General features: G+C 64.6%; 25 protein-coding genes and 1 tRNA gene. 10 read left to right on the top strand and 16 right to left on the bottom strand.

Annotated elements, in window-relative coordinates; all coding sequences use genetic code 11:
- Positions 1–120: 120 nt before the first annotated feature.
- Positions 121–357, top strand: coding sequence for a hypothetical protein (locus tag F3J44_RS25925; RefSeq protein ID WP_167058409.1), 237 nt, complete (start codon positions 121–123; stop codon positions 355–357).
- A gap of 185 nt (positions 358–542) precedes the next feature.
- On the top strand, positions 543–875 hold the full coding sequence (locus F3J44_RS25930; protein WP_167058406.1) for a ribonuclease E inhibitor RraB: 333 nt from the start codon (positions 543–545) through the stop codon (positions 873–875).
- 78 nt (positions 876–953) lie between these two features.
- Here F3J44_RS25930 and F3J44_RS25935 read toward each other — a convergent pair whose 3' ends face one another.
- Together F3J44_RS25935 and F3J44_RS25940 are read right to left on the bottom strand one after the other, a co-directional pair.
- A complete protein-coding gene (locus F3J44_RS25935) occupies positions 954–1,754 on the bottom strand; it encodes a cytochrome c (RefSeq protein WP_167277301.1) in 801 nt (266 codons plus the stop codon).
- A gap of 66 nt (positions 1,755–1,820) precedes the next feature.
- Positions 1,821–2,105 (bottom strand): hypothetical protein, encoded by a 285-nt coding sequence (locus F3J44_RS25940; protein WP_167057890.1) that lies wholly within the window; start codon positions 2,103–2,105, stop codon positions 1,821–1,823.
- A 174-nt stretch (positions 2,106–2,279) separates the two neighbouring features.
- On the opposite strand from F3J44_RS25940, the gene F3J44_RS25945 reads away from it, so the two are divergent.
- Complete coding sequence (locus F3J44_RS25945; RefSeq protein ID WP_167277302.1) at positions 2,280–3,014, top strand: amidotransferase; 735 nt, start codon at positions 2,280–2,282, stop codon at positions 3,012–3,014.
- A 75-nt stretch (positions 3,015–3,089) separates the two neighbouring features.
- Here F3J44_RS25945 and F3J44_RS25950 read toward each other — a convergent pair whose 3' ends face one another.
- The 3 genes from F3J44_RS25950 to F3J44_RS25960 form a co-directional block, all read right to left on the bottom strand.
- Positions 3,090–4,061 carry a magnesium and cobalt transport protein CorA gene (locus F3J44_RS25950; RefSeq protein ID WP_167058398.1) on the bottom strand — a complete coding sequence of 324 codons (972 nt, stop codon included), beginning with the start codon at positions 4,059–4,061 and terminating at the stop codon, positions 3,090–3,092.
- Between the two features lie 64 nt (positions 4,062–4,125).
- On the bottom strand, positions 4,126–4,845 hold the full coding sequence (locus tag F3J44_RS25955; RefSeq protein WP_167277304.1) for a 1-acyl-sn-glycerol-3-phosphate acyltransferase: 720 nt from the start codon (positions 4,843–4,845) through the stop codon (positions 4,126–4,128).
- Between the two features lie 133 nt (positions 4,846–4,978).
- On the bottom strand, positions 4,979–5,668 hold the full coding sequence (locus F3J44_RS25960; protein ID WP_167277305.1) for a crotonase/enoyl-CoA hydratase family protein: 690 nt from the start codon (positions 5,666–5,668) through the stop codon (positions 4,979–4,981).
- Positions 5,669–5,958: 290 nt separating this feature from the next.
- Between F3J44_RS25960 and F3J44_RS25965 the strand changes: the two genes are divergently transcribed.
- Positions 5,959–6,048: transfer RNA gene (locus F3J44_RS25965), tRNA-Ser, on the top strand.
- A gap of 225 nt (positions 6,049–6,273) precedes the next feature.
- Here F3J44_RS25965 and F3J44_RS25970 read toward each other — a convergent pair.
- The 3 genes from F3J44_RS25970 to F3J44_RS25980 form a co-directional block, all read right to left on the bottom strand.
- Complete coding sequence (locus tag F3J44_RS25970; protein WP_167277306.1) at positions 6,274–8,412, bottom strand: TonB-dependent siderophore receptor; 2,139 nt, start codon at positions 8,410–8,412, stop codon at positions 6,274–6,276.
- Between the two features lie 148 nt (positions 8,413–8,560).
- Positions 8,561–8,938 carry a hypothetical protein gene (locus F3J44_RS25975; RefSeq protein WP_167277308.1) on the bottom strand — a complete coding sequence of 126 codons (378 nt, stop codon included), beginning with the start codon at positions 8,936–8,938 and terminating at the stop codon, positions 8,561–8,563.
- 121 nt (positions 8,939–9,059) lie between these two features.
- Complete coding sequence (locus tag F3J44_RS25980) at positions 9,060–10,247, bottom strand: MFS transporter (protein ID WP_167277309.1); 1,188 nt, start codon at positions 10,245–10,247, stop codon at positions 9,060–9,062.
- Positions 10,248–10,350: 103 nt separating this feature from the next.
- Here F3J44_RS25980 and F3J44_RS25985 point away from each other — a divergent pair, with 103 nt between their 5' ends.
- Positions 10,351–11,232 carry a LysR family transcriptional regulator gene (locus tag F3J44_RS25985; protein ID WP_167058378.1) on the top strand — a complete coding sequence of 294 codons (882 nt, stop codon included), beginning with the start codon at positions 10,351–10,353 and terminating at the stop codon, positions 11,230–11,232.
- Positions 11,233–11,414: 182 nt separating this feature from the next.
- Here the strand turns inward: F3J44_RS25985 and F3J44_RS25990 are convergent, their stop codons facing one another.
- From F3J44_RS25990 to F3J44_RS26000, 3 genes are read right to left on the bottom strand one after another with little or no spacing between them, the layout of a single operon-like run.
- Positions 11,415–11,978, bottom strand: a complete 564-nt coding sequence (locus F3J44_RS25990) for an SDR family oxidoreductase (protein WP_167277310.1) — start codon at positions 11,976–11,978, stop codon at positions 11,415–11,417.
- Positions 11,979–12,023: 45 nt separating this feature from the next.
- Positions 12,024–12,494, bottom strand: coding sequence for a GreA/GreB family elongation factor (locus tag F3J44_RS25995; RefSeq protein WP_167277312.1), 471 nt, complete (start codon positions 12,492–12,494; stop codon positions 12,024–12,026).
- A gap of 2 nt (positions 12,495–12,496) precedes the next feature.
- On the bottom strand, positions 12,497–12,904 hold the full coding sequence (locus tag F3J44_RS26000; protein ID WP_167058368.1) for a hypothetical protein: 408 nt from the start codon (positions 12,902–12,904) through the stop codon (positions 12,497–12,499).
- Between the two features lie 131 nt (positions 12,905–13,035).
- On the opposite strand from F3J44_RS26000, the gene earP reads away from it, so the two are divergent.
- Both earP and efp read left to right on the top strand, forming a co-directional pair.
- Positions 13,036–14,169, top strand: coding sequence for an elongation factor P maturation arginine rhamnosyltransferase EarP (gene earP, locus F3J44_RS26005; protein ID WP_167277313.1), 1,134 nt, complete (start codon positions 13,036–13,038; stop codon positions 14,167–14,169).
- Positions 14,170–14,217: 48 nt separating this feature from the next.
- The gene (gene efp / locus F3J44_RS26010) at positions 14,218–14,787 is read left to right on the top strand and encodes an elongation factor P (protein ID WP_013971530.1); all 570 of its coding nucleotides are present in this window, start codon (positions 14,218–14,220) and stop codon (positions 14,785–14,787) included.
- A 177-nt stretch (positions 14,788–14,964) separates the two neighbouring features.
- Here efp and F3J44_RS26015 read toward each other — a convergent pair whose 3' ends face one another.
- The 3 genes from F3J44_RS26015 to F3J44_RS26025 form a co-directional block, all read right to left on the bottom strand.
- Complete coding sequence (locus F3J44_RS26015) at positions 14,965–15,393, bottom strand: organic hydroperoxide resistance protein (RefSeq protein ID WP_167058362.1); 429 nt, start codon at positions 15,391–15,393, stop codon at positions 14,965–14,967.
- Between the two features lie 141 nt (positions 15,394–15,534).
- The gene (locus tag F3J44_RS26020; protein WP_167058359.1) at positions 15,535–15,990 is read right to left on the bottom strand and encodes a MarR family winged helix-turn-helix transcriptional regulator; all 456 of its coding nucleotides are present in this window, start codon (positions 15,988–15,990) and stop codon (positions 15,535–15,537) included.
- Positions 15,991–16,045: 55 nt separating this feature from the next.
- Positions 16,046–17,002 (bottom strand): LysR family transcriptional regulator, encoded by a 957-nt coding sequence (locus F3J44_RS26025; RefSeq protein ID WP_167277314.1) that lies wholly within the window; start codon positions 17,000–17,002, stop codon positions 16,046–16,048.
- 114 nt (positions 17,003–17,116) lie between these two features.
- On the opposite strand from F3J44_RS26025, the gene F3J44_RS26030 reads away from it, so the two are divergent.
- Positions 17,117–17,866 carry a sulfite exporter TauE/SafE family protein gene (locus F3J44_RS26030; RefSeq protein WP_167277316.1) on the top strand — a complete coding sequence of 250 codons (750 nt, stop codon included), beginning with the start codon at positions 17,117–17,119 and terminating at the stop codon, positions 17,864–17,866.
- Between the two features lie 18 nt (positions 17,867–17,884).
- On the opposite strand, the gene F3J44_RS26035 is transcribed toward F3J44_RS26030, so the two are convergent.
- Positions 17,885–18,736: a LysR substrate-binding domain-containing protein gene (locus F3J44_RS26035; protein ID WP_167058350.1), complete on the bottom strand. Its 852-nt coding sequence runs from the start codon at positions 18,734–18,736 to the stop codon at positions 17,885–17,887.
- A gap of 96 nt (positions 18,737–18,832) precedes the next feature.
- Here F3J44_RS26035 and F3J44_RS26040 point away from each other — a divergent pair, with 96 nt between their 5' ends.
- On the top strand, positions 18,833–19,051 hold the full coding sequence (locus tag F3J44_RS26040; RefSeq protein ID WP_167277317.1) for a DUF1127 domain-containing protein: 219 nt from the start codon (positions 18,833–18,835) through the stop codon (positions 19,049–19,051).
- Between the two features lie 120 nt (positions 19,052–19,171).
- Positions 19,172–20,386, top strand: a complete 1,215-nt coding sequence (locus F3J44_RS26045) for a winged helix-turn-helix domain-containing protein (protein WP_167277319.1) — start codon at positions 19,172–19,174, stop codon at positions 20,384–20,386.
- Here F3J44_RS26045 and F3J44_RS26050 read toward each other — a convergent pair.
- Positions 20,367–21,713 carry a class II 3-deoxy-7-phosphoheptulonate synthase gene (locus F3J44_RS26050; protein ID WP_167277320.1) on the bottom strand — a complete coding sequence of 449 codons (1,347 nt, stop codon included), beginning with the start codon at positions 21,711–21,713 and terminating at the stop codon, positions 20,367–20,369. The two genes, F3J44_RS26045 and F3J44_RS26050, sit on opposite strands and share 20 nt — an antisense overlap.
- Between the last annotated feature and the right edge of the window lie 38 nt (positions 21,714–21,751).

Genomic DNA, 21,751 nt, shown 5'->3' on the forward strand with positions numbered 1-21,751 from the left:
ACCACGCTTGCGCAAACCTCTTGCGAAGAGGCCGGCACAGACTGAACAAATCCCCGCGCCCAAGGTCAAGCATTTACAGGCATCACGTATTCCGTGTCCTTTGCTTGAGAGGGCTATTCAATGAAAGAGTGGGAAGTCATCTTTGCCGATCAGAAGGGCGAGCCGACCACACTGCTGCTGCACGGCGAGCAGTGCCCCAGCGAGGAGGAAGCGGCCCGCGCCATTCGTTCGCACTTGTTTCCGGTCATGGACGAACTGGACCTCAACGACTTCCAGGACCGCGCCCCATCCCCCACCGCCCGATGGCTCAAGGAGCAGAACGGCGTGGTGATCACCCGCATCCAAGAAGCTTCCTGACCTGCAGGTTGGCCCAGGGTTGGCGTAGTGCTATTGCAGGCGCTACGCTACACCCAGGCGCAGGCCTTTTCTGCGGGCCTGCACCTGTTCAATTCGCGTCTTGCATCAGCTCGAACTGCTGGCCTTGCCAGCAGGTGCGTAGTGCACGGAAAGTCTATCCATCGCTTCATTCGGGAGGACGATTCATGAGCAGCCTGAACGACGATATCAGCAGCAATGTCCTGCGCCAGATGAAAGCTGGCGGTTTCGATTTCACCCGTATCCACCCCATCGAGTTCTACGCGGTATTTCCCGACGAAGCCGGCGCCCGGCGTGCGGCTGGGCAGTTTCGCGGCGAGTCGTTGAATGCCCAGGTGCATGAGCGGGACGATGGCGCCTGGCACCTGGAACTGAGCAAGGTCATGTATGCCACCTATGGTGGGATTGGCGACTTCGAGGAGGCCTTCGAGCAGGTTGTTTCGCCCTATGGCGGTGAGGTCGAGGGGTGGGGCGTCAAGCAAGAGCGGCCTATTGCCTGAGCTATTCGCGGGGCACGCCATGCCTGTGTAGGAGCGGGCTTGCCCCGCGAATGGGCTGCGCAGCAGCCCCCGACAATCTCACCCCCTACGCCCAGCCATGTGCTTGAGGTAAGCCAACAACGCCTCCAGCTCCTGGTCACTCAACACATCCACACCAAACCCCGGCATCTTCGCCTGGGGCCAGCGTCGCAGCCCCTGCGGGTCGCGAATGTACATCCGCAGGAATTCAGGCCGGAAATACTCGGTGGGGTTATGCGGCACGTTCAGGTCAGGCCCAAACTGCGCATCCCCCGCGCCATTGAGCCGGTGGCAGGCCAGGCAGTTTTGCTGGAACAACGAAAACCCCTGGCGCACCGGGTCGTCGGCGGCCAGCTTCGGGTCGGGCAACAACGCCGGAAAGCGTTGCTCCACCGATGCCAGGCGGCGCAGGGTTGTGATCTGGAAGGGCCACTGCTCGGGGCGAATGCCGCTGGCCTGGGCATGGGTCCATACCAGGTAGAACGGCCCCGCGCTGGGCTTGCCATCGGCCAAAGGTGGCCACGGCTTGTCCGGGTCTTCAACCGCCAGCCAGGCCCGCGCCGGCCCCGCCTGCAGCAAAGGCCCGGCGGGCATCTCGGCGGCGAACCCGTCCAGCGCCACGGCCTGCAGGTGGTCGCCTGCCGTTACCCCTTCAAGCAGCGCCGCCAGGGGCACGGCGCGGTAGTGCATGGCCCGTTTGTAGGCCACATCCTGCTCGATGTCGATCTCGCGCGCCTGCGGGTGCTTGAGCAGCGCCGCGCTGTCCAGGCTGCGCACGGCGCCGCCCAGCTCCAGCTGCAATTGCGCCGCCCACAGGGGCAGGCTGACCAGAAGGGTAAGCAGGGCAAGGCACTGGCGCATAGGCAATCTCCGACCGTCAAGGCCGGCAGGTTACCTGTGCGTTGCCGAAAAAGGCTACAGCCACTGTTAGCCGAACAAGCGTGTCAGGTTCGGCAGAATCAGCAGCAACGTGGTAGCGAATAGAATGAGCCCAGCTTGGCGTAGCTTCGATTGACTGAACATGGCGGACCGCCTTCTTGTTGTTATTCCTGAATACCCGTTGGCTTCCTTGTCGCGTCGCGGGTCGATCGCAGCGGGGCGGGTGGCGCCGTTGCTGCTTGCCTCATGTATGTGGATATAAACCACGCACAGCGCCAGCGTCATCCGTGAGCCAGAACCCTTTGTTCTAAATGCTTGTTGGTTGATCTCCATTGGCTATGAGGCCATGGGCCATCCCGCTGGCATGCTCTGGCTAGACAGCGGCGTATTCACCGTTGGCGTGCCGACGAAATGTGACCGTTCGTCAGTGCGACCTACTTGCTTGTACGTGGCTTTCGCGTCAGTCTCTACAGCAGATTCCCACCCATGTCGTTCAGGACTATCCCTATGTCGTTACGCATCTGCATCCTTGAAACCGATGTCCTGCGACCGGAGTTGACCGCGCAGTACCAGGGCTACGGAAGGATGTTCGAGCAGCTCTTCTCGCGTCAGCCGATCGCCGCCGAGTTTCGTGTGTACAACGTCATGAACGGCGACTACCCGCCCGACAGCGAACGCTTCGATGCCTACCTGGTTACCGGCAGCAAGGCCGACTCGTTTGGCAGCGACCCATGGATCCAGACGCTCAAGGCGTACCTGCTGAAGCTGTACCAGCGTGGCGAGAAACTGCTGGGTGTGTGTTTCGGTCACCAGTTGCTGGCGCTGACCCTGGGTGGCAAGGCCGAGCGCGCCGACCAGGGCTGGGGCGTGGGTGTGCACCGCTATTCGCTGGCCGCCCATGCGCCGTGGATGGACCCGCAGGTTTCCGAACTGAGCCTGCTCATCAGCCACCAGGACCAGGTGACCCAGCTGCCCGAAGGCGCCACGGTGATTGCCTCAAGCGATTTCTGCCCGAACGCGGCGTACCACATTGGTGACCAGGTGCTGTGCTTCCAGGGCCACCCGGAGTTCGTGCATGACTATTCGCGGGCGCTGTTGGATGCGCGCCAGGCCTATCTGGGCGACGAGGTGTACCACAAGGCCATCGCCAGCCTGGCTACCGAGCACCAGGGCGACCTGGTAGGGGAGTGGATGCTGCGGTTCATTCAGCAACCCCGCAAGGCAAGCGACAGCGCTGCCTGAGCGAATCGCGAGCTACGCTCGCTCCTACAGGCCTTGCGCAGGCCCGGTAGGAGCGAGCGCAGCTCGCGATAGGCCCTAAAGCCAACCCGACTTCTTGAAGCTGGCATACAACCCCGCGCACCCCAGCCCAATCACCCCCAGCACGGCAAAATAGCCGTAATGCCAGCTCAGCTCCGGCATGTTCTGGAAGTTCATCCCATACACCCCGGCAATCGCCGTGGGAAACGCCAGAATCGCCGCCCACGCGGCAAACTTGCGCTGCACGATGCTCTGGCGCGACGACTCCAGCAGCATGCCGATCTCGATGGTTTGGCTGGCGATGTCACGGATACTGGCCAGGTCTTCCATCTGCCGGGTGACGTGAATCTGCACATCCTTGAAGTACGGGCGCATGTTCTTGTCGATGAACGGGAAGCTCAGGCGTTGCAGTTCCTCGCTCACTTCCACCATCGGCGCCACGTAGCGGCGCAGGCGCAAGATGTCGCGGCGCAGGCTGTGCAGGCGGCGGATGTCGTCTTCCTGCAAGGAATTGCTGAGCACGCTCTGCTCCAGCTCCTCGATTTCGCCATGAATGGCCTCGCTCACCGGCTGGTAGTTCTCGGTCACGAAGTCGAGCAACGCATACAGCACGAAGTCTTCGCCATGCTCCAGCAGCAGCGGGCGTGCCTCGCAGCGCTGGCGTACCAGGGCATAGGATTTCGAGTGGCCGTTGCGGCAGGTGATGATGTAGCCGTTGCCGGCGAAGATGTGGGTTTCGATGAACTCCAGCTTGCCTTCATGGCGCACCGGCGAGTAGGTGACGATGAACAGCGCGTCACCAAAGGTTTCAAGCTTCGGCCGGCTGTGTTTCTCCAGCGCGTCCTCGATGGCCAGTTCGTGCAGGTTGAACTGGCACTGCAGGTTGGCCAGCTCCTCGGCGTTGGGTTCTTCCAGGCCGATCCACACGAAATGCCCCGGCTTGCGTGCCCACTCGCTGCCTTCATCGATATTGATATTGGTGACCTTCCTGCCGGCGGCATACACCGCCGATGCCACGACTCGTCCCATGGTGATCCACTTATTCGGTTGCAGACGCCCTACAGCTTAACCCGTGGGGCAGAGCAGCGCCCGCCTAGGGCTCCACCAATTCCCGTTCCATATGGTCGATGCAATGCTGCATCTGGCTGCGGCACTGCTCGATCAACGCGGGCAGGTCTTGCTGGCTGAGGCCGGCAGTCGCAATGGGCGGCAACGAGCGAACGATCACCGTGCGCCGCCGCCAGCTGTTCAGGCTCAGGCGCCGGGCATAGCGGCTGACGCACACCGGCACGATTGGCACGCCGGCTTCGACGGCCATGTGGAACGCGCCTTTCTTGAAGGCCAGCAACTGCTGTTCGGGGTTGCGCGTGCCTTCCGGGAAAATCCAGATCGAGGTGTCGTCGCGCAGTATGCGTGTGGTGGTTTGCATCGCCTTGCGCGCCTGGTAGGCGTTCTTGCGGTCGACCAACACGTTGCCGCCCAGCCAGAACAACTGGCCGAACAGTGGAATCCAGCCCAGGCTTTTCTTGCCAATGGCCACGGTGCGTTGCGGCACCACATGGCCGAGCACGAACAGGTCGAAGTTGGATTGGTGGTTGGCGACGATCACGCAGCCAGGTGGCTGGTCCCACAGCGGGCCGACCTCGGCCTTGACCTTGATGCGCAGCAGCCAGGTGGCCGGCAGGCTGTAGAGGCGGGCGAATACCCGGCTGTTGTCGCGGTTGAACGGGCGCAGCAGGCCAATCAGCAGGCCGATGGCCCCCACCAGCACGAAGTGCGACGCCAGCAGGAACATGCGAAGGGAGTAGAGCATGGTACGACTCACACCAGACAGTCGCGGGGCAGTGTACGGGTGTGCACTGGCTGGGGCAAACCTTGGTGTGAGCCTGGGCGGGCCCTATCGCGACCTGCGGTCGCTCCTACCAGTCGCGATGGGGCCTACGAGGTCACCCCATATGCCCCTGGTCCAGCAAGATCGCTTCGTCCAGGGTATCGAGCAACGCCTTGCGTACCTTCAACTTGGTGTTCTTGTGCGCCAGCATGTTCAGCTTCTTCAATTCCCGGGCAACGCCCTGGGCCACTTCCAACAGCTGTTCGGCCGGCACCACCCGGTCGAGGAACCCGGCCTCCAGGGCCTCCTTGGGTGCGAACATCTCGGCGTTGATCACCGAGCGGTGGAAGGCCGCGCGGCCCAGGCGGTCGCGCGCCAGTTCGATGCCGGCGTGGTGCATGGTCATGCCGATCTGCACTTCGTTCAGGCCAATCTTGTACGGCCCTTCGACGCCGATGCGGTAGTCAGCCGACAGCAGCAGGAAGGCGCCCTTGGCCACGGCATGGCCAGGGCAGGCGACGATCACCGGGAACGGGTGCGCCAGCAGGCGGCGTGCCAGGGTGGAGCCAGCCGTCACCAGGGCTACGGCTTCCTTGGGGCCGGAGGTCATCACCTTGAGGTCGTAACCGCCGGAAAGGATGCCCGGCTGGCCGGTGATGATCACCACCGCACGGTCCTGCACGGCGCGGTCGAGCGCGGCATTGAAGGCGGCGATGACATCCGGCGAGATGGCGTTGACCTTGCCGTTGTTCAGGGTCAGGGTGGCGATGCCGTCTTCGGCGTGGTAGGTAATCAGCTCGCTCATGGCAGAGTCCTTTGGGGGGCGTGGCGACGACGTTACCCAGCGCCGCGGGCCAGGTAAAGCGGCAAGGCTGACTGGCCAGTCAGCGGCGGCGCCCTATGCCTTGCTGGGCGAGGGCAGGGCGCTGGCACCGGGTAAAAGCGCAGGCGAGATTGGCAGCTTTGCCCTGGCAACCTGCGCGTTTCAGTGGTTTGGCATAAATACATGAAAAATTTGAAAAAAATGCTTGCCAAAGAAAAGCTCTTCCACTAAATTAGCGCGCCTCGACAGGGTGAATGCCTTGAAGGGAAAACGGTGAAGTGTCCGAGTGGTCGAAGGAGCACGCCTGGAAAGTGTGTATACGAGAAATCGTATCAAGGGTTCAAATCCCTTCTTCACCGCCACATTCTGCGAAGAGCCCCCGAACTGAAAAGTTCGGGGGCTTTTTGCTTTCTGGCCCCTGCTCCCCAGGCCCCCTGGTAGGAGCGAGCGCAGCTCGCGATGCGCCGCTTGCGGCGCTCGATCTCAACCCCAGCGCCTCTCCATGGAACTAGCGCCGCGCGCGGCGCATCGCGAGCTGCGCTCGCTCCTACATGGAGATCGGCGGCCTGGGGGAGAATAGGGGGCGGTTAGAAACTCACCGATGCCGACAACCGTGCCGTGCGCGGCGCGCCCTGGAACAGGTAGTTGTCGCCCAGGTAATCGCCCACATCGCGCCAGTAGCGTTTGTCGAAGACGTTATCCACGGTCAGGCGCAGCACCGTGTCATACCCCCCGATCTGCGTGCGATAGCGGCTACCCACATCGAACACGGTGTACCCGCCCACCTGCACATTGCCCGCCTGGCTCGCATACTTGCTGGCGCTGTAGCGTGCCCCGCCAAGCAACGCCAGGCCTGGCACCGGCAGGCTGTAGTCGGCCTGCAGCGCTGCGCGCAGGCGCGGTACGTTGATCGCCTGGTGCCCTTCGTAGGCCTCTGTGCCGCTGTTGTGCACCCGTGCGCGAATCGCCGCGGCACTGGCCTGCAGCTGCAAGTTCGAGGTTACCCAGCCACTGGCGCCCAGCTCCAGGCCGATGTTCTTCTGCTGGCCCTGCTGCACGTAGCTGAAACTGCCATCCCCTTCAGGGCGCGCATACTGGTAAGCCTGGCGCAGCTGGAACAGCGCCGCACTGAAACTCATGCGTTGCCAGTCCTGCTTGATACCCAGCTCCAGTTGGTGGGAGAGAGTCGGGGCAAGAATCTCGGCCGCATTGTTCGCGTACCACGGCGCCGTGCCGCCGGCCGACAGGCCCTTGGCGTAGCTGGCATACAGGGTGGTGTCCGGGCGCGGCTTGTAGATCAGCGCAGCGTTTGGCAGCAACTGGTACTGGCGGGTATGCCGGCCGGCGTTGCCGTCCTCGTCCCAGGTGCGTTCGTCCAGGCGTATTTCGCGGGCACCGATCACGCTCTGCCATTGCTCGTTGAAGGTGATCCGGTCGCTGGCGAACAGGCCGTACTGGCGGCTGTCCAGGCGCCGCTGGCTCGCGCCCACGGGGTCGTCCGACGGGTCCACCGCCGGCGCGCCGGTGTAGATATTGCCGCTGCCTACCAGCGCGTTGTAATACGGGCGCTGGTCGAGGGTGCGGCGCTGGGCGCTGGTGCCCACGGTCAGCGCGTGGCCAACCCCCAGTGCGTCGAAGTGGCCTTCGAGCATGGCCTGGGCTTCGTCGGTGCGGCGGGTGTCGTCGGGGCTGCGGAAGTCGTAGATGTCGTAGTCGCCTTGCGGGCTGAAGTGCGACTGCCAGCCACCCTCGCTGCCCCAGGCGAACGAGCTGTAGTCATCGATCACCACCTGGCTGCGCGAAGCGCTCAGGGTGCCGGTCCAGTTGTCGTTGAAGCGGTAGGCGAAACGCCCGCCCAGGTTCAGCGAGTCGTTTTGCACAGGCTTGGCCCACTGCTGGTAGGCCAGGCGGTCGTGCGGGTCGATGCCGTGGGGCAGTTCGCTGCCGCCCAGCAACTGGTAGCCCGGCACCGAGCGCTGTTCGCGGTGCTGGTACTCGGCGTCGAGCTGCAGGGTGGCATTGGGGTTGATCTGCCAGTCGAAGGCCAGCGAGGCGAAGTCGCGCTTGCCATCGGCGTGGTCGACATAGGAGCGGATATCTTCGTGGGCCAGGTTCACCCGCACGCCGAACTGCCGTTCGCTGCCGAACCAGCCGCCCAGGTCGGTGGCCAGGTAGCGCTCGCCCTGGGCATTGGTGGCCACGCTGATGCTGCGCACATCGGCGGCGCGCTTGGTCACGTAGTTGATCAGCCCGCCGGGCGCCGAAACGCCGCTTTGCAGGCCGGCCAGGCCCTTGAGCAGTTCAACCTGCTGCTTGTTTTCCAGCGCCACGTTCTGCTCGCCGGCGATGGTCTGGCCGTTGATGCGGTAGCTGCTGGCGGCATTGAGTTCGAAGCCGCGCACGTTGAAGTTTTCGTAGTAGCCGATGGGTGCGTAGCTTTCGCCAACCGAGGCGTCGCTGTGTAGCACTTCGCTGAGCTGGCGCACCTGGCGGTCTTGCAGCAGGGCCTGGCTGAACACGCTGACCGAGGCCGGGGTGTCGAGCAGCGGTGCGGCCTGGAAACCGCCCACGGCCGCCTCGCGGGCCTGGTAGCCGCTGTCGTCGTAGGTGTCGGACACCTGCACGGGGGCCAGGGTGATGCTGTCTTCGGCCAAGCCATGGGGGCTGTGCAAGGCCAGGCCCAGGCTGAGCAGGCTCAGGGGCAGGTGAGGGCGAAGCAGGGGCATGCGGAGGGCGTCCTTGGGGCGAAGACCGCGCAGGCTTCATTCGCGGGGCAAGCCCGCTCCTACAACATCCTTGTAGGAGCGGGCTTGCCCCGCGAAAGCGCCGGAACAGGCAAAAAAAGGTGCGCTATCTTACCAGCCTCGAAGCCTTTCAGTCCGCAGGCGGACGCCGATGCTGGCGCCAGGTGTCATCGATTTTCGACCAGGTCTTGCCGTCGGTAATGGCCAGCAGTTTGCGGCCATCCTTGAACGTGGCCAAAAAAGTCACTTCCTCTTCCTTGCCGCCTAGCCAAAGGCCGGCCAGCAAGCCCACCGGGCCGGCCACCAAGGCCCCGGCCATGCCCCAGCCAAGGGCGCTGCCCAGGCTGCGGCTCGACTCCAGGCTGGCCAGGCGCAGGTCGACGACGCGGTTGAGTGAAATACGTTCGCCCGGCGAGGGGCTGCGTGGGGTCTTGAGCGTGAGCGATCCATTGCGAAACTCGCCTTCACCTTGCAAGAAGTCGCCGGATTGCACCGTGAGTCTTGTCATTGAATGATCCTTCGGGATAGGGCTAGACCAACGCCTACTGAGCGCCGCAGGGGCAGGCAAGTCAACGACAAGACGACGGAGGGTCGTGTGGCGGGTGGCCGCAGCGGCCACCCTGTCCCCTTCAGACAACGTGCAGGGCCAGCTTGCGCTTGCGCTCCGCCAACCCCCACACCACCAGCGCCACTGCGCCGATGGCCAGGCCTGCTGCCACGATCCCCTGCCATCCCTGGCGCTGGAACAATTGCGTACCCAGCAACGAGCCTAGCGCACCGCCGATGAAGTAGCAGGTAATGTAGCCCGCATTAAGCCGGGTACGGGCCTCGGGGCGCAGGGCGATTACCGCGTTCTGGTTGCTCACGTGCACCAGCTGCACGGCCAGGTCCAGCACCAGCACGCCCACCAGCAAGGCCAACAGCGAACTTTGCGCAAAGCCCAGCGGCACCCACGCCAGCAACAGCGCCACCAGCCCCACGGTAGTGCCCAGCGACCCTTTGCCGCGGTCGGCCAGGCGCCCGGCCCAGTTGGCCGACAGCGCACCGGCGGCGCCAGCCAGGCCGAACAGGCCGATCACCGCGTCGGAATACTGGTACGGCGGCTGCGCCAGGAGGAAGGCCAGGGGCGTCCAGAACAGCGCGAACAGGCTGAACGACAATAGCCCAAGCAGCGAGCGCAGGCGCAGCACCGGCTCCTCGATGAACAGGCGGAACACCGAGCCGATCAGCGCCGGGTATTTAAGCCCCGCATGGCTATGGTGTTGCGGCAGGCTGCGGTACAGGGCCAGGGCGGTGATTGCCATCAATACCGCGGCCAGCACATAGATGCTGCGCCAGCCACCCAGTTCGGCCATCAGGCCTGCTGCGGTGCGCGCCAGCAGAATGCCCAGCAGCAGGCCGCTCATCAGCGTGCCCACCGCGCGCCCACGCTGGTGGGGTTCGCTCAAGGTTGCGGCCATGGGCACCAGAATCTGTGCCACCACCGAGAACAGCCCGGTGAGCGCGGTACCCAGAATCAGCCACGGCAGGCTGGGGGAGCAGGCGCTGATCACCAGGCCCAGGGTGGCGATGGCGCTCATCACCACGATCAGCCGACGCTGTTCGAATAAATCGCCCAGCGGCGCCAGCAGCAACAGGCCGGCGCCGTAGCTCAGCTGGGCGGCGATGACGATGCTGCCAGCGCTCGCGGTGCTCAGGCCGAAGTGCTCGGCGATGCTGTGCAGCAGGGGTTGTGCGTAGTAGTTGCTGGCCACGGCCAGGCCGGTGGCGGTGGCCATCAGCAGGATCAGGGCGCGGCTCAGGGTTGGCGTATTCATGGGGAATCTCGTGGGGCGGTCAATGGTGAGCAGTATCGGGAAGTATCAGGCATGACACCAATGTATAGTTTTCAACCTATTCATCTTGAAAGCAGATAGATCGATGAACCTCAAGCAGCTCGAATACGCCCTGGCCGTTGCCGATACTGGCAGTTTCACCCGCGCTGCCGAGCGCTGCCATGTGGTGCAGTCGGCCCTTAGCCACCAAGTGGCGCGGCTGGAGGCGCAGTTGGGTGTCAGCCTGTTCGAGCGCAGTTCGCGGCGGGTGCGCCTGACCCCGGCGGGTGAAGCCTTCGTGCTCAGCGCCAAGCCAGCGGTGGAGGCTGCCAGGCGCATTGCCGATGACGTGGCGGCGGCCTGCGGCCAGGTACGGGGGCGCTTGTCGATTGGCGAAATCAGTTCGCTGACCGCACTGGACCTGGTGGAGGTGCTGGCGCTGTTCCATGGCCGTTATCCGCAGGTGGACGTGCGCTGGCTCACCGCCAAGAGCGAGCTGCTGGTGGCGGACGTGTGCGAGCGGCGGCTGGATGTGGGCTTCATTGGCTTGTGGCAGGGCGAGCAACTGCAGGGTGTGCAGCATCGCCTGCTGGCACGCGAAGCGCTGGTGGCCGTGCTGCCGCCCGGGCACCGGCTGGCGGGCAGGGCGCCGCTGGCGTTGGCCGACCTGGCCGACCAGGTATTGGTGGACTTTCCCGAAGGCACCGGCGCGCGGCGCCAGACCGATGAGGCGTTCCAGGCGGCGGGGGTGGTGCGGCGGGTGCAGTTCGAAATCGGGCATATTCGCCTGGTGGAAAAATTCGTGCAGCGGGGCATGGCGGTGGGTTTGGTGCCGGAGCGGGTGGCCCAGGGGTTTCAAGGGGTGGCGGTGGCGGCGCTGGTGGATGCCCCGGTGCGCCACCTGTATGCCGTGTGGGCCCATAGCCCGACCCCGGCGGCGCGGGCGTTTCTGGAGGTGATGGAGCAGAGCCTGGGGGTTGAGGGCTGACCTGGGCGAAGGCATCGCGTTTTCATGCGTTGGCGGTAGGCCCGGTAGGAGCGAGCGCAGCTCGCGATGGGCTGCAAAGCAGCCCCGGCATCCTGGGCTGCGAAGCTGGAAACCCGGGGCCGCTGCGCGCCCCATCGCGAGCTACGCTCGCTCCTACCAAGCGGGTGCAAACCAGGCTGGCCTCAGGCGGCAAACCCACCATCGACCGTCAAACTGGCCCCGGTGATGTAACCGGCCTCAGGCCCGGCCAGGTACGCGACGAAACTGGCAATCTCATCGGCCTGCCCGTACCGCCCAACCGCCATCAACGGAATCAGGCTTTCGGCAAACTCGCCGCTGGCCGGGTTCATGTCGGTGTCCACCGGCCCAGGCTGCAGGTTGTTCACGGTAATACCCTGTGGCCCCAGGTCACGCGCCATGCCCTTGGTCAGCCCCACCAGCGCCGACTTGCTCATGGCATAGGGCGCGCCGCCGGCGAAGGGCATGCGCTCGGCGTTGTTGACCAGGATATCGAGGCGGCCAAAGGCCTTTACCGCGTCGTCCACCGCCAACTGCAAGGCGGCGGCGTCGGCGCTGTCGGCGCGCAGGGCCAGGGCCTGGCCGCCTGCGGCCTTGACCTCCTCGGCCAGCGCCTCGGCGGGGCCGGCGGAGCTGACGTAGGTAAAGGCTACCTGCGCGCCTTCGCGGGCCAGGCGGCGCACGATGGCGGCGCCGATGCCGCGGGAACCGCCTTGAACGAAGGCCACTTTGCCTTTGCTGTAGGAGCGGGCTTGCCCCGCGAAGAGGCCCTGTCAGGCAACCTCAACGATGTAGAACACCTGCGCCCCCAAGCTAACCTCATCATCAACCCGCTTGCCCACCAATAACTGCCCCAAGGGCGAACGCGGGGTAATGACGGTCACCAGCCCCTCACCTTCACCCACCTTCAACCCCGCCGCCTCCGGCCCGAGAAACAACCGCCGCCGCCCGCCATCTTCATCTTCCAGGGTCACCAGGTTGCTCACCTGCACCCCACGCGCCGGGTCGTACTCGCGCAACAGCAACTGCTGGTAGGTGACCAGCGCCTGGCGTATTTCGGCCGTGCGCCGCGCCTGCCCGGTGGCCAGGTACGACGCCTCCAGCCCCAGGGTGTCGTACTTGTTCTCAGCAATGTTCTCTTCGGCGGTGGCGGCTTCGTAGGCGGTTTGGGCGGCGCGGCGCAGCACCTCCATGTCGGTTTCCAGGGCCGCGACGATGCGCGTGAGCAGGGTGGCCTTGTTCATGGTCAGTAACAGAACTCCAGCACCGCGGCCTGGCTCTTGTCGGTGGGCGCAGTGCGGTTCTGCGCCAACCAGAACTGGCACTTGGGGCTATTGAGGTTGCGCGGGTTGCCCTGGGCGGCCTCGGCGGCCTGCTGCACTTGCTGCTGGTGCAGGATGTCCTTGTAGCGTTCGAACATCTCGCTCTGCGCATCCTGTGGTGGTTGTGCCACGGGCGCTGAAAGCCTGGCAGCCGGTGGCGTCACGGCTGGCACCACCACCTGGGCGACCGGTTGCACGTGTTCGGGCCACAGCCGCAACGCCAGCCACAGGCTCAGGGCAATGGCCACGGCGCCGAGCCACAGGCCAAAGGCCACGCAGAAAATCAGTTGCAGCGGTTTAAGGGTGATCTTCAGTTCACGGTGGCGCGGCATGGCAGCCTCCTGGCAGGGCGGGTGAAGGTGCCATTGTCGCATGGCCACCGGGTTTTTTCCGTGCGGTGCTTTTGTCGGCGGGCATTTATCCGCAGAATTCGGGGTTTTAGCGCTGGGCGTAGGCAGGGCACATGAAAACCACCTGGGACATCTTCTGCACCGTCGTCGACAACTACGGCGATATCGGCGTTACCTGGCGCCTGGCCCGGCAGTTGGTGGCCGAGCACGGCCTGGCCGTGCGCCTGTGGGTGGACGACCTCAATGCCTTCGTGCCGCTGTGCCCAGGCAGCGACGCCAATGCGGCGCGGCAATGGCAACAGGGCGTGGAGGTGTGCGCCTGGCCTGCCACATGGCAGCCCGCCGAGCCTGCAGATGTGGTGATCGGCGCGTTTGCCTGCCAGTTGCCACCGGCCTACGTCGAAGCGATGCGCGCCCGCACGGTGCCGGTGCTGTGGCTGAACCTCGACTACCTCAGCGCCGAGGCCTGGGTGGAAGGGTGCCATGGCTTGCCCTCTCCCCAGGCCAACGGCCTGCGCAAGGTGTTCTTCTTCCCAGGGTTCACCGCCAAGACCGGCGGCCTGTTGCGTGAAGCCACGCTGCTGGCGCGCCGGCAGGCCTTCGAGCAGTCGGCCGAGGCCCGCACGGCCTTCCTGCAGGGGCTGGGTGTACAGGCCCGGCCCGGTGCATTGCTGATGTCGCTGTTTGCCTATGAAAACGCACAGCTGGGCGGTTGGCTGGATGCGCTGGCCGTCGATGCCGGCCCGGTTCACCTGCTGGTGCCCCAAGGGCGCATCCTTGGCGACCTGGCGCGTTGGCTGGGGGTGCAGGCGCTGGCCGTGGGCGAGGTGCACCAGCGCGGCTCGCTGACCGTGCAGGTGCTGCCGTTCGTCAGCCAGGACGACTACGACCGCCTGCTGTGGAGCTGCGGCTTCAACGCCGTGCGCGGCGAAGACTCGTTCGTGCGCGCCCAGTGGGCCGGCCGGCCGATGCTGTGGCACATCTACATCCAGGACGAAAATGCCCACTGGGAAAAGCTCGAAGCCTTCCTTGCGCTTTATCGCCAGGGTTTGTCGGACGACGCCAGCGCGGCACTGATGGCATTGTGGCGCGCCTGGAACATGGACGGCGACATGCACGCGGCCTGGCAAGGCGCCCGCAAACACTGGGCGCAACTGCAGCAGCACGCCCAGGATTGGGCCGCCAGCCAAGCCGCTCGGCCGGACCTTGCCAAGGCGCTGGTACAGTTTTACCGAAATTGGCTATGATATGCGGCCTCGATTTTTATAAATCCATCCAGATTCGGATACTTCGTAATGAAAACTGGTAAAGAACTGAAACCCGGTACCGTACTGCGGATCGACAACGACCCGTGGCTGGTTCAGAAAGCCGAGTTCACCAAGTCCGGTCGCAACAGCGCGATCATGAAGACCAAGCTGAAAAACCTGCTGACCGGCTACAAGACTGAAACCGTCTACGGTGCAGACGACAAGCTGGACGACGTGATCCTGGATCGCAAAGAAGCGACCCTGTCGTTCATCAACGGTGATGAATACACCTTCATGGACACCACCGACTACACCATGTACGAACTGAACGCCGAGGACATCGAAGCCGTTCTGCCGTACATCGAAGAAGGCATGGAAGACGTCTGCGAAGCCGTGTTCTTCGAAGGCCGCCTGGTATCGGTTGAACTGCCGACTACCATCAGCCGTCAGGTTGTCTACACCGAGAACGCTGCTCGCGGCGACACCTCGGGCAAGGTGATGAAGCCTGCCAAGCTGAAGAACGGTACCGAGATCTCGGTTGCCGACTTCATCCAGATCGACGAGTGGATCGACATCGACACTCGCGACAACAGCTTCAAAGGCCGCTCCAAGAAGTAATTCTTCTTGTGAAACGCAAAAAACCCGGCCTTGGCCGGGTTTTTTTTTGATCGTAAAAAGCTACTGCTGTAGGAGCGGGCTTGCCCCGCGAACACCGGCGAAGCCGGTGCCATGCATCGCGGTGCTGGCTTCGCGGGGCAAGCCCGCTCCTACAAGGGGATTGCAGCCCTGCAGGGCTTACACGGTTACGTGCAGGCGGACGTCTACGTTACCGCGGGTGGCGTTGGAATAAGGGCAGACCTTGTGCGCCTTCTCCACCAGCCCTTCGGCGTCAGCCTGGGCCAGGCCTGGCAGGTTGATGTGCAGGTCGATGTCCAGGCCGAAACCACCTGGAATCTGGCCGATGCCGACCTTGGCAGTGATCGAGGCGTCGGCGGGCAGGGCTTTTTTCTCCTGGCCGGCCACGAACTTCAGCGCACCGATGAAGCAGGCCGAATAACCGGCGGCGAACAGCTGCTCTGGGTTGGTGCCTTCACCGCCAGCGCCGCCCAGTTCCTTTGGGGTGCTCAGCTTGACTTCCAACTTGCCGTCGCTGGCGCGGGATTTACCGTCGCGACCGCCAGTGGAGGTGGCTTCTGCGATGTACAGCGGAGTGACCTTTTGCATCTTGAGCCTCACGTGTGTGCTGTGCGCCCCTGTCGATCAGGTGGCGTCATGTGGATACGGGATTTAAATTAGCGCGCAATTAGTTTGCGCGCAAGATAAATTTTCACCACTCATCCGAATGAGCATCACACAGCGTAGCCGTCAGAGGTTTTTTTGCAGGCTGTCGCGCAGTTCCAGCAGCTCGGCCTGCAGCTGTTGCAGGCGCTCCAGGCTCCGGCCGCTGGCCTTGAGGATGCAGCGTGGCACCTCGCGGGCCTGCTGTTGCAGGGCGCGGCCCTTGTCGGTGAGCTGCACCAGCACCACACGCTCGTCTTCACGGCTGCGGTTGCGCTGCAGCAGGCCTTCGCTTTCCAGGCGCTTGAGCAGCGGGGTCAGCGAGCCCGGGTCGGTGAGCAGGTGCTGGCTGATTTCGCCCACGGTCAGGCCGTCCTGCTCCCACAACACCAGCATGGCCAGGTACTGCGGGTAGGTCAGGCCCAGGGCCTGGAGCAACGGTTTGTAGACCTTGGTCATCAGCAACGAGGTGGAATGCAGGGCAAAGCAGACCTGGTTGTCCAGCAGCAGCTCGTCACAGGAAGCTTGGGAGGTGGCGTTCATGCAGGTCCTTGAATGTCATCGATTGAGGAATCTAGCACGCTAAAGGTTGGCGCGCTTATTGCCAGCGCAGCTCACTGCGCAGCGCCAGGTCCCAGGGTGGAATCGGGCTGAAGCGGCTCTTGAGAAATTCGAGCAGCAAACGGCTGCGAGAGTTCGTTTCATGTTCCAGGCGCAATGCATAAATGCCACTGGTTTCGGCCATCGGCAGGCCGTTGTGGCAGAACAGCGGCACCAGCTCGCCGCGCAGCAGGTAGTCGCTGATCAGCCAGGTGGGTAGGTGGGCGATGCCAAGGCCGGCGAGGGCACCGAACAACAAGGTTTCGGCATTGTTGGCCGCCATGCGCATGCGCGACGGGCGGTACAGGCGCTGCTGGCCGTCGACCTCGAAGCGCCAGGCGAAGGGCGGCGCCAGGCCGTCCCAGTCCAGGCCGTCGTGCCCGGGCAGTTCGCTGGGGCAAGCGGGCAGGCCGCGGCTGGCAAGGTAGGCGGGGCTGGCGCAGGCAATGCGCACCATATAAGCCAAGGGCGTGGCCACCAGGCGGGTATCGGCCAGGGGGCCGGCGCGCAGCACCAGGTCGACTTCACCCAGGTGGCTGCCGTGCAGGTCGACGAAGCTGTCGATCAGGCGCAGTTGCACATCCAGGCCAGGGTAGGCCACCAGGAAGTCGGCGATGGCCGGGGCCAGGTGGCGGCGGCCGAAGGCGGCTGGGGCATCGATGCGGATCAGCCCTTCCGGGGCATTGCTCAGCGACACCGCCTCGGCGCGGGCCAGGCGCAGTTCCTCGATGATGCGCCGGGCGCGCTCGGCGAAGGCATGCCCGGCGGGCGTGGCCCGTACCGCATGGGTACTGCGGGTGAACAGGCGGCTGCCCACGGCGTTTTCCAGGTTGTCGATGCGCCGGGCCACGGCGGACGGGGTGAGTGGGTGGCGGCGGGCGGCGGCGGAAAAGCTGCCGCTTTCCAGCACATCCAAAAACAGGCTCAGCTGGTCGGTGAGGGTATCGGGGCTCATGGCATCTCTGGCTATGCGAAAAACGCACAGCCATTTTGCGCTGCTGTGCGTTTCCCCGCCAGAGCGCAGTGGTTAGCATGCTCGCATTCAAAACAGCTGGCGGACGAGGCCCTGATGATCGAGTGGTTGTTGTATGTGGTGCTGGGCGCGGGCCTGGGCACGATGGGTGGTTTGTTTGGCATCGGCGGCGGCTTGATCGCCATTCCGGCGCTAGGGGTACTGTTCGGGCTCGACCAGCAACTGGCCCAGGGCACGGCGCTGGTGATGGTGGTGCCAAACGTGCTGCTGGCGCTGTGGCGCTATCACCAGCGCAACCGCATCGAGCTGCGCCATGCCGTGCCGCTGTCGCTGTGCAGTTTCCTGTTTGCCTGGCTGGGGTCGATGTGGGCGGTGGGTATCGATGCCCAGTCCATGCGCCTGGGCTTTGTCGGCTTCCTGGTGGCGCTGGCGGTCTGGAACGTGGTGCGGATGTTCCTCAAGGTGGCGCCGCCCAGCGCCGAGCTGCGCTATGCCTGGCCATGGCTGGGCGTGCTGGGTGGTTTTGCCGGCACCATGGGCGGGCTGTTCGGTGTGGGCGGGGCGGTGGTGGCCACGCCGATCCTGACCTCGGTGTTCGGCACTACCCAGGTGGTGGCGCAAGGGCTGTCGCTGGCGCTGGCGGCGCCCAGCACCCTGGTGACCTTGGTCACCTATGGGGTGCACCAGAGTGTCGATTGGGGCGTGGGCATTCCATTGGCGGTGGGTGGGTTGCTCAGCATCAGCTGGGGGGTGAAATTGGCCCATGCGTTGCCAGAGAAAGTGTTGCGGGCGATGTTCTGTGTGTTTCTGGTGGTGTGTGCGGTGATGTTGGGGTTTGAATTGTGACAGCGGCGTGGCCGCCAGTTACATGAACCCTTCGACGATGTAGTCAGCCATGCAATCGGTGATCGGTGACTGGCTTTGGCTGTTGCGCAGCAGCATCACGTTGGCCACTGGCAGCTGCGGCAGGCCATCGCTTTCGCCAAGGATGCGGATATGGCCGCCCACCAGGCTTTGCAATTGCGCCGTCACCGCAAGCCCTGCGCTGACGATGGCGAAAATCGCCGCCAGGCTTGGGCTGGTGTAGGCGATGCGGTAGTCGATGCCCTGGGCCTCCAGGGCATTGCAAGTCCAGGCGCGGCAGAAACAGTCGGTGTTGAACAGTGCCAACGGCATCGGCCTTTGCTCCTGGGGGCAGAAGCCTTCGGCGGCGGCCCATACCAGGCGTTCCTGGCGCAGCAGCTGGCCCACTTCGTTGCCCGGCTCGCGGGTGACGATGGTCAGGTCCAGGTCCTGGCGCAGCATCAGTTGTTTGGACGAATCGCAATGCACCTCCACCTGCACCAGCGGGTAGGCCTGGGCGAAGCTCGACAGAATGGTGGGCAAGAAGCGCATAGCGTAGTCGTCGGGGGTGCCGATGCGCACCAGGCCGACCATGTGCGGCATGCGCAGGGTGTTGAACACCTCGCCATGCAGCTTGAGGATGCGCCGCGCATAGCCCAGCAGCACCTGGCCTTCGGCGGTGAGCCGCACCTGGCGGCCTTCGCGTTCGAACAGCTGGCGCTGCAGGATGTCTTCTTCCAGGCGTTTCATCTGCATGCTGACCGCCGACTGGGTGCGGTTGACCACTTCCCCGGCGCGGGTGAAGCCGCCTTGCTCGGCGATGGCGACGAAGGTGCGCAGCACGTCGGCATCGAGGCTCTGGTACTGGGACATTGCATCAATCTCCGAGATGCATGGCATCAGAAACATTCGTTGGATTGATCTTATGCCTGGGCAGAGACTGAAGCCATCAACACGGAGGGCTTCACGATGAAAGGTCATGCCAGCAGCACCCAGCAACCTGCCTTTTCCCTGAACCACCTGTGGCACGCAGCGCTGCAGCGCCCGGTGCGTTGGTTGCAGTTGCACCGCCAGCGTGATGAGCTGGCCAGCCTCAGTGATGCGACCTTGCATGACCTGGGGTTGAGCCGGGCGGATATTCAGCAAGAGGCGGATCGGCATTTTTGGGATGATCCGTTGCGTAAGTAGGCTACACCTTTAAGGGCCCTTTCGCGGGGCAAGCCCGCTCCTACAAGCATCGCACGCATCCCTGTAGGAGCGGGCTTGCCCCGCGAAAGGGCCGCATCAGGCACCGCAAGGAGATCAGGTTTGCCCCTAGAGCTGTCCAACCACCAGGCCCGCCGCCTGGCCCTGTCCGCCCAAGGATTCGGCAAGCAGCCCGGCTCGACCCTGCCCGCCCTCAAACGCATGTTGAACCGCCTGGGCGTGGTGCAGATCGACTCGGTCAACGCCGTGGTCCGCTCCCACTACCTGCCGCTGTTCTCACGCCTGGGCGACTACCCCATGCCCTTGCTCGACCAACTTGCCTGGGGCCGTGGCCGCCAGCGCCAACTGTTCGAATACTGGGGCCACGAAGCCTCGCTGCTGCCGCTCAACCTCTACCCCCTGCTGCGCTGGCGCATGGCCCATGCCGCCGAGGGCCGTGGCATCTACCGCCAGCTGGCGCAATTTGGCCGTGAACACCCAGCGGTGATCGCCCGGGTACTGGCCGCTGTGCGCGAGCAGGGCGCCCTGGGTGCGGGCAGCCTGTCCACCCGCCAGGAACGGGCCGGTCCCTGGTGGGACTGGAGCGCGGAAAAACTCGCCCTGGAGTGGCTGTTCGCGGCCGGTGAAGTGACCGTGGCGGGCCGGCGCGGTTTCGAACGACTGTACGATGTGCCGGAGCGGGTGCTGCCCAAGGCCATTCTTGACCAGCCGCTGCCCGGCGAGGCCGAGGCGCATCAAGGGCTGATGCTGCATGCCGCCAGCGCCCTGGGCGTGGCCACCGAGCGCGACCTGCGCGATTACTTTCGGCTGGAGCCGGGGCAGGGCAGGGCGGCGCTGGCCGAACTGGTCGCCGATGGCCGCCTGCAGCCGGTGCAAGTCCAGGGTTGGAAGCAGCCCGGCTACTGCGCCGGCACGCCACGCATTCCCCGGCGCCTAGCGGCCAGTGCGCTGTTGTCGCCATTCGATTCGCTGGTTTGGGAGCGCAACCGCACCGAGCGGCTGTTCGACTTTCACTACCGCCTGGAAATCTACACCCCGGCGCACAAGCGGGTGTACGGCTACTACGTGCTGCCTTTTCTGTACCGCGAACGTATCGCCGCCCGGCTGGACCTGCGCGCCGAACGCGCCCAGGGGCAACTGGCCGTGCATGCCGTGCACGCGCAGCCTGAAGCCCTGGACGAGGAGGGCTACCAGGCCCTGGCCGTGAACCTGTTGCGCCTGGCCCGGTGGCTGGGCCTTGAGCGGGTACAGCTGAACTGCCCCCGCGCCGAGGGCAGCCAGTTGCGCGCGGCCTTGCTCAGCGCCGCACTTGCTTGAGGGTTTCAGCGATCAGGAAAGCCAGCTCCAGTGACTGGTCGGCGTTCATGCGCGGGTCGCAGTGGGTGTGGTAACGGTCTGACAGGGCGTCTTCGGTGATCGGCCGGGCGCCGCCGATGCACTCGGTCACGTTCTGCCCGGTCATTTCGATATGAATGCCGCCGGCATGGCTGCCCTCGGCCTGGTGCACCTGGAAGAACTGCTTCACCTCGTCGAGGATCTGCGCAAAGTCGCGGGTCTTGTAGCCGCTGCTGGCCTTGATGGTGTTGCCGTGCATCGGGTCGGAACTCCACAGCACCTTGCGCCCTTCGCGCTGCACCGTGCGGATCAGCCCTGGCAGGTGGGTGCCGACCTTGCCCGCACCCATGCGCACGATCAGGTTCAGGCGCCCGGGGTCGTTGGCCGGGTTGAGCGTGTCGATCAGGCGAATCAGCTCCTCAGGGTCCATGCTGGGGCCGACCTTGACCCCAATCGGGTTGTGTACACCGCGCAGGAACTCGACGTGGGCACCATCGAGCTGGCGGGTGCGGTCGCCAATCCACAGCATGTGCGCCGAACAGTCGTAGTAGTCGCCGGTCAGGCTGTCCTGGCGCACGAAGGCTTCTTCATAGTTGAGCAGCAGCGCCTCGTGGGCGGTGAAGAAACTGGTTTCGCGCAGTTGCGGCGCGTTGTCCAGGCCGCAGGCGCGCATGAAGGCCAGGGTTTCGTCGATGCGGTTGGCCAGCTGGTGGTACTTGTCGGCCAGCGCCGAGTTGGCGATGAAGTCCAGGTTCCACTTGTGCACCTGGTGCAGGTCGGCAAAACCGCCCTGGGCGAAGGCGCGCAGCAGGTTGAGGCTGGCGGTGGCCTGGTGGTAGGCCTGCAGCAGGCGCTCGGGGTCCGGGATGCGGCTTTTTTCGTCGAAGCCGATACCGTTGACGATGTCACCACGGTACGCCGGCAGGGTGACGTTGCCGATGGTTTCATCGCCCGAGGAGCGCGGCTTGGCGAACTGCCCGGCCATGCGCCCCACCTTGACCACTGGGCAGCCGGCGGCAAAGGTCATGACAATGGCCATTTGCAGCAGCACCTTGAAGGTGTCGCGAATCTTCGCCGCCGAGAACTCGGCGAAGCTTTCGGCGCAGTCGCCGCCCTGCAGCAGGAAGGCACGGCCCTCGGTGACCTCGGCAAACTGCCGGCGCAGCTCGCGGGCTTCGCCGGCGAACACCAGCGGCGGGTAGCTGGCCAGGGTTTGCTCCACTTTGAGCAGGTGCGCGGCGTCGGGGTAGGTCGGTTGCTGCTGGATCGGCAGGGCACGCCAGCTGTCGGGGCTCCACGGTCGGTTCATCACGGGCTCGAAGGGTTCGTTATAGGCTGTTTGCCATG

This window comes from Pantoea sp. Tr-811 (assembly GCF_011752535.1).
Classification (GTDB): domain Bacteria; phylum Pseudomonadota; class Gammaproteobacteria; order Pseudomonadales; family Pseudomonadaceae; genus Aquipseudomonas.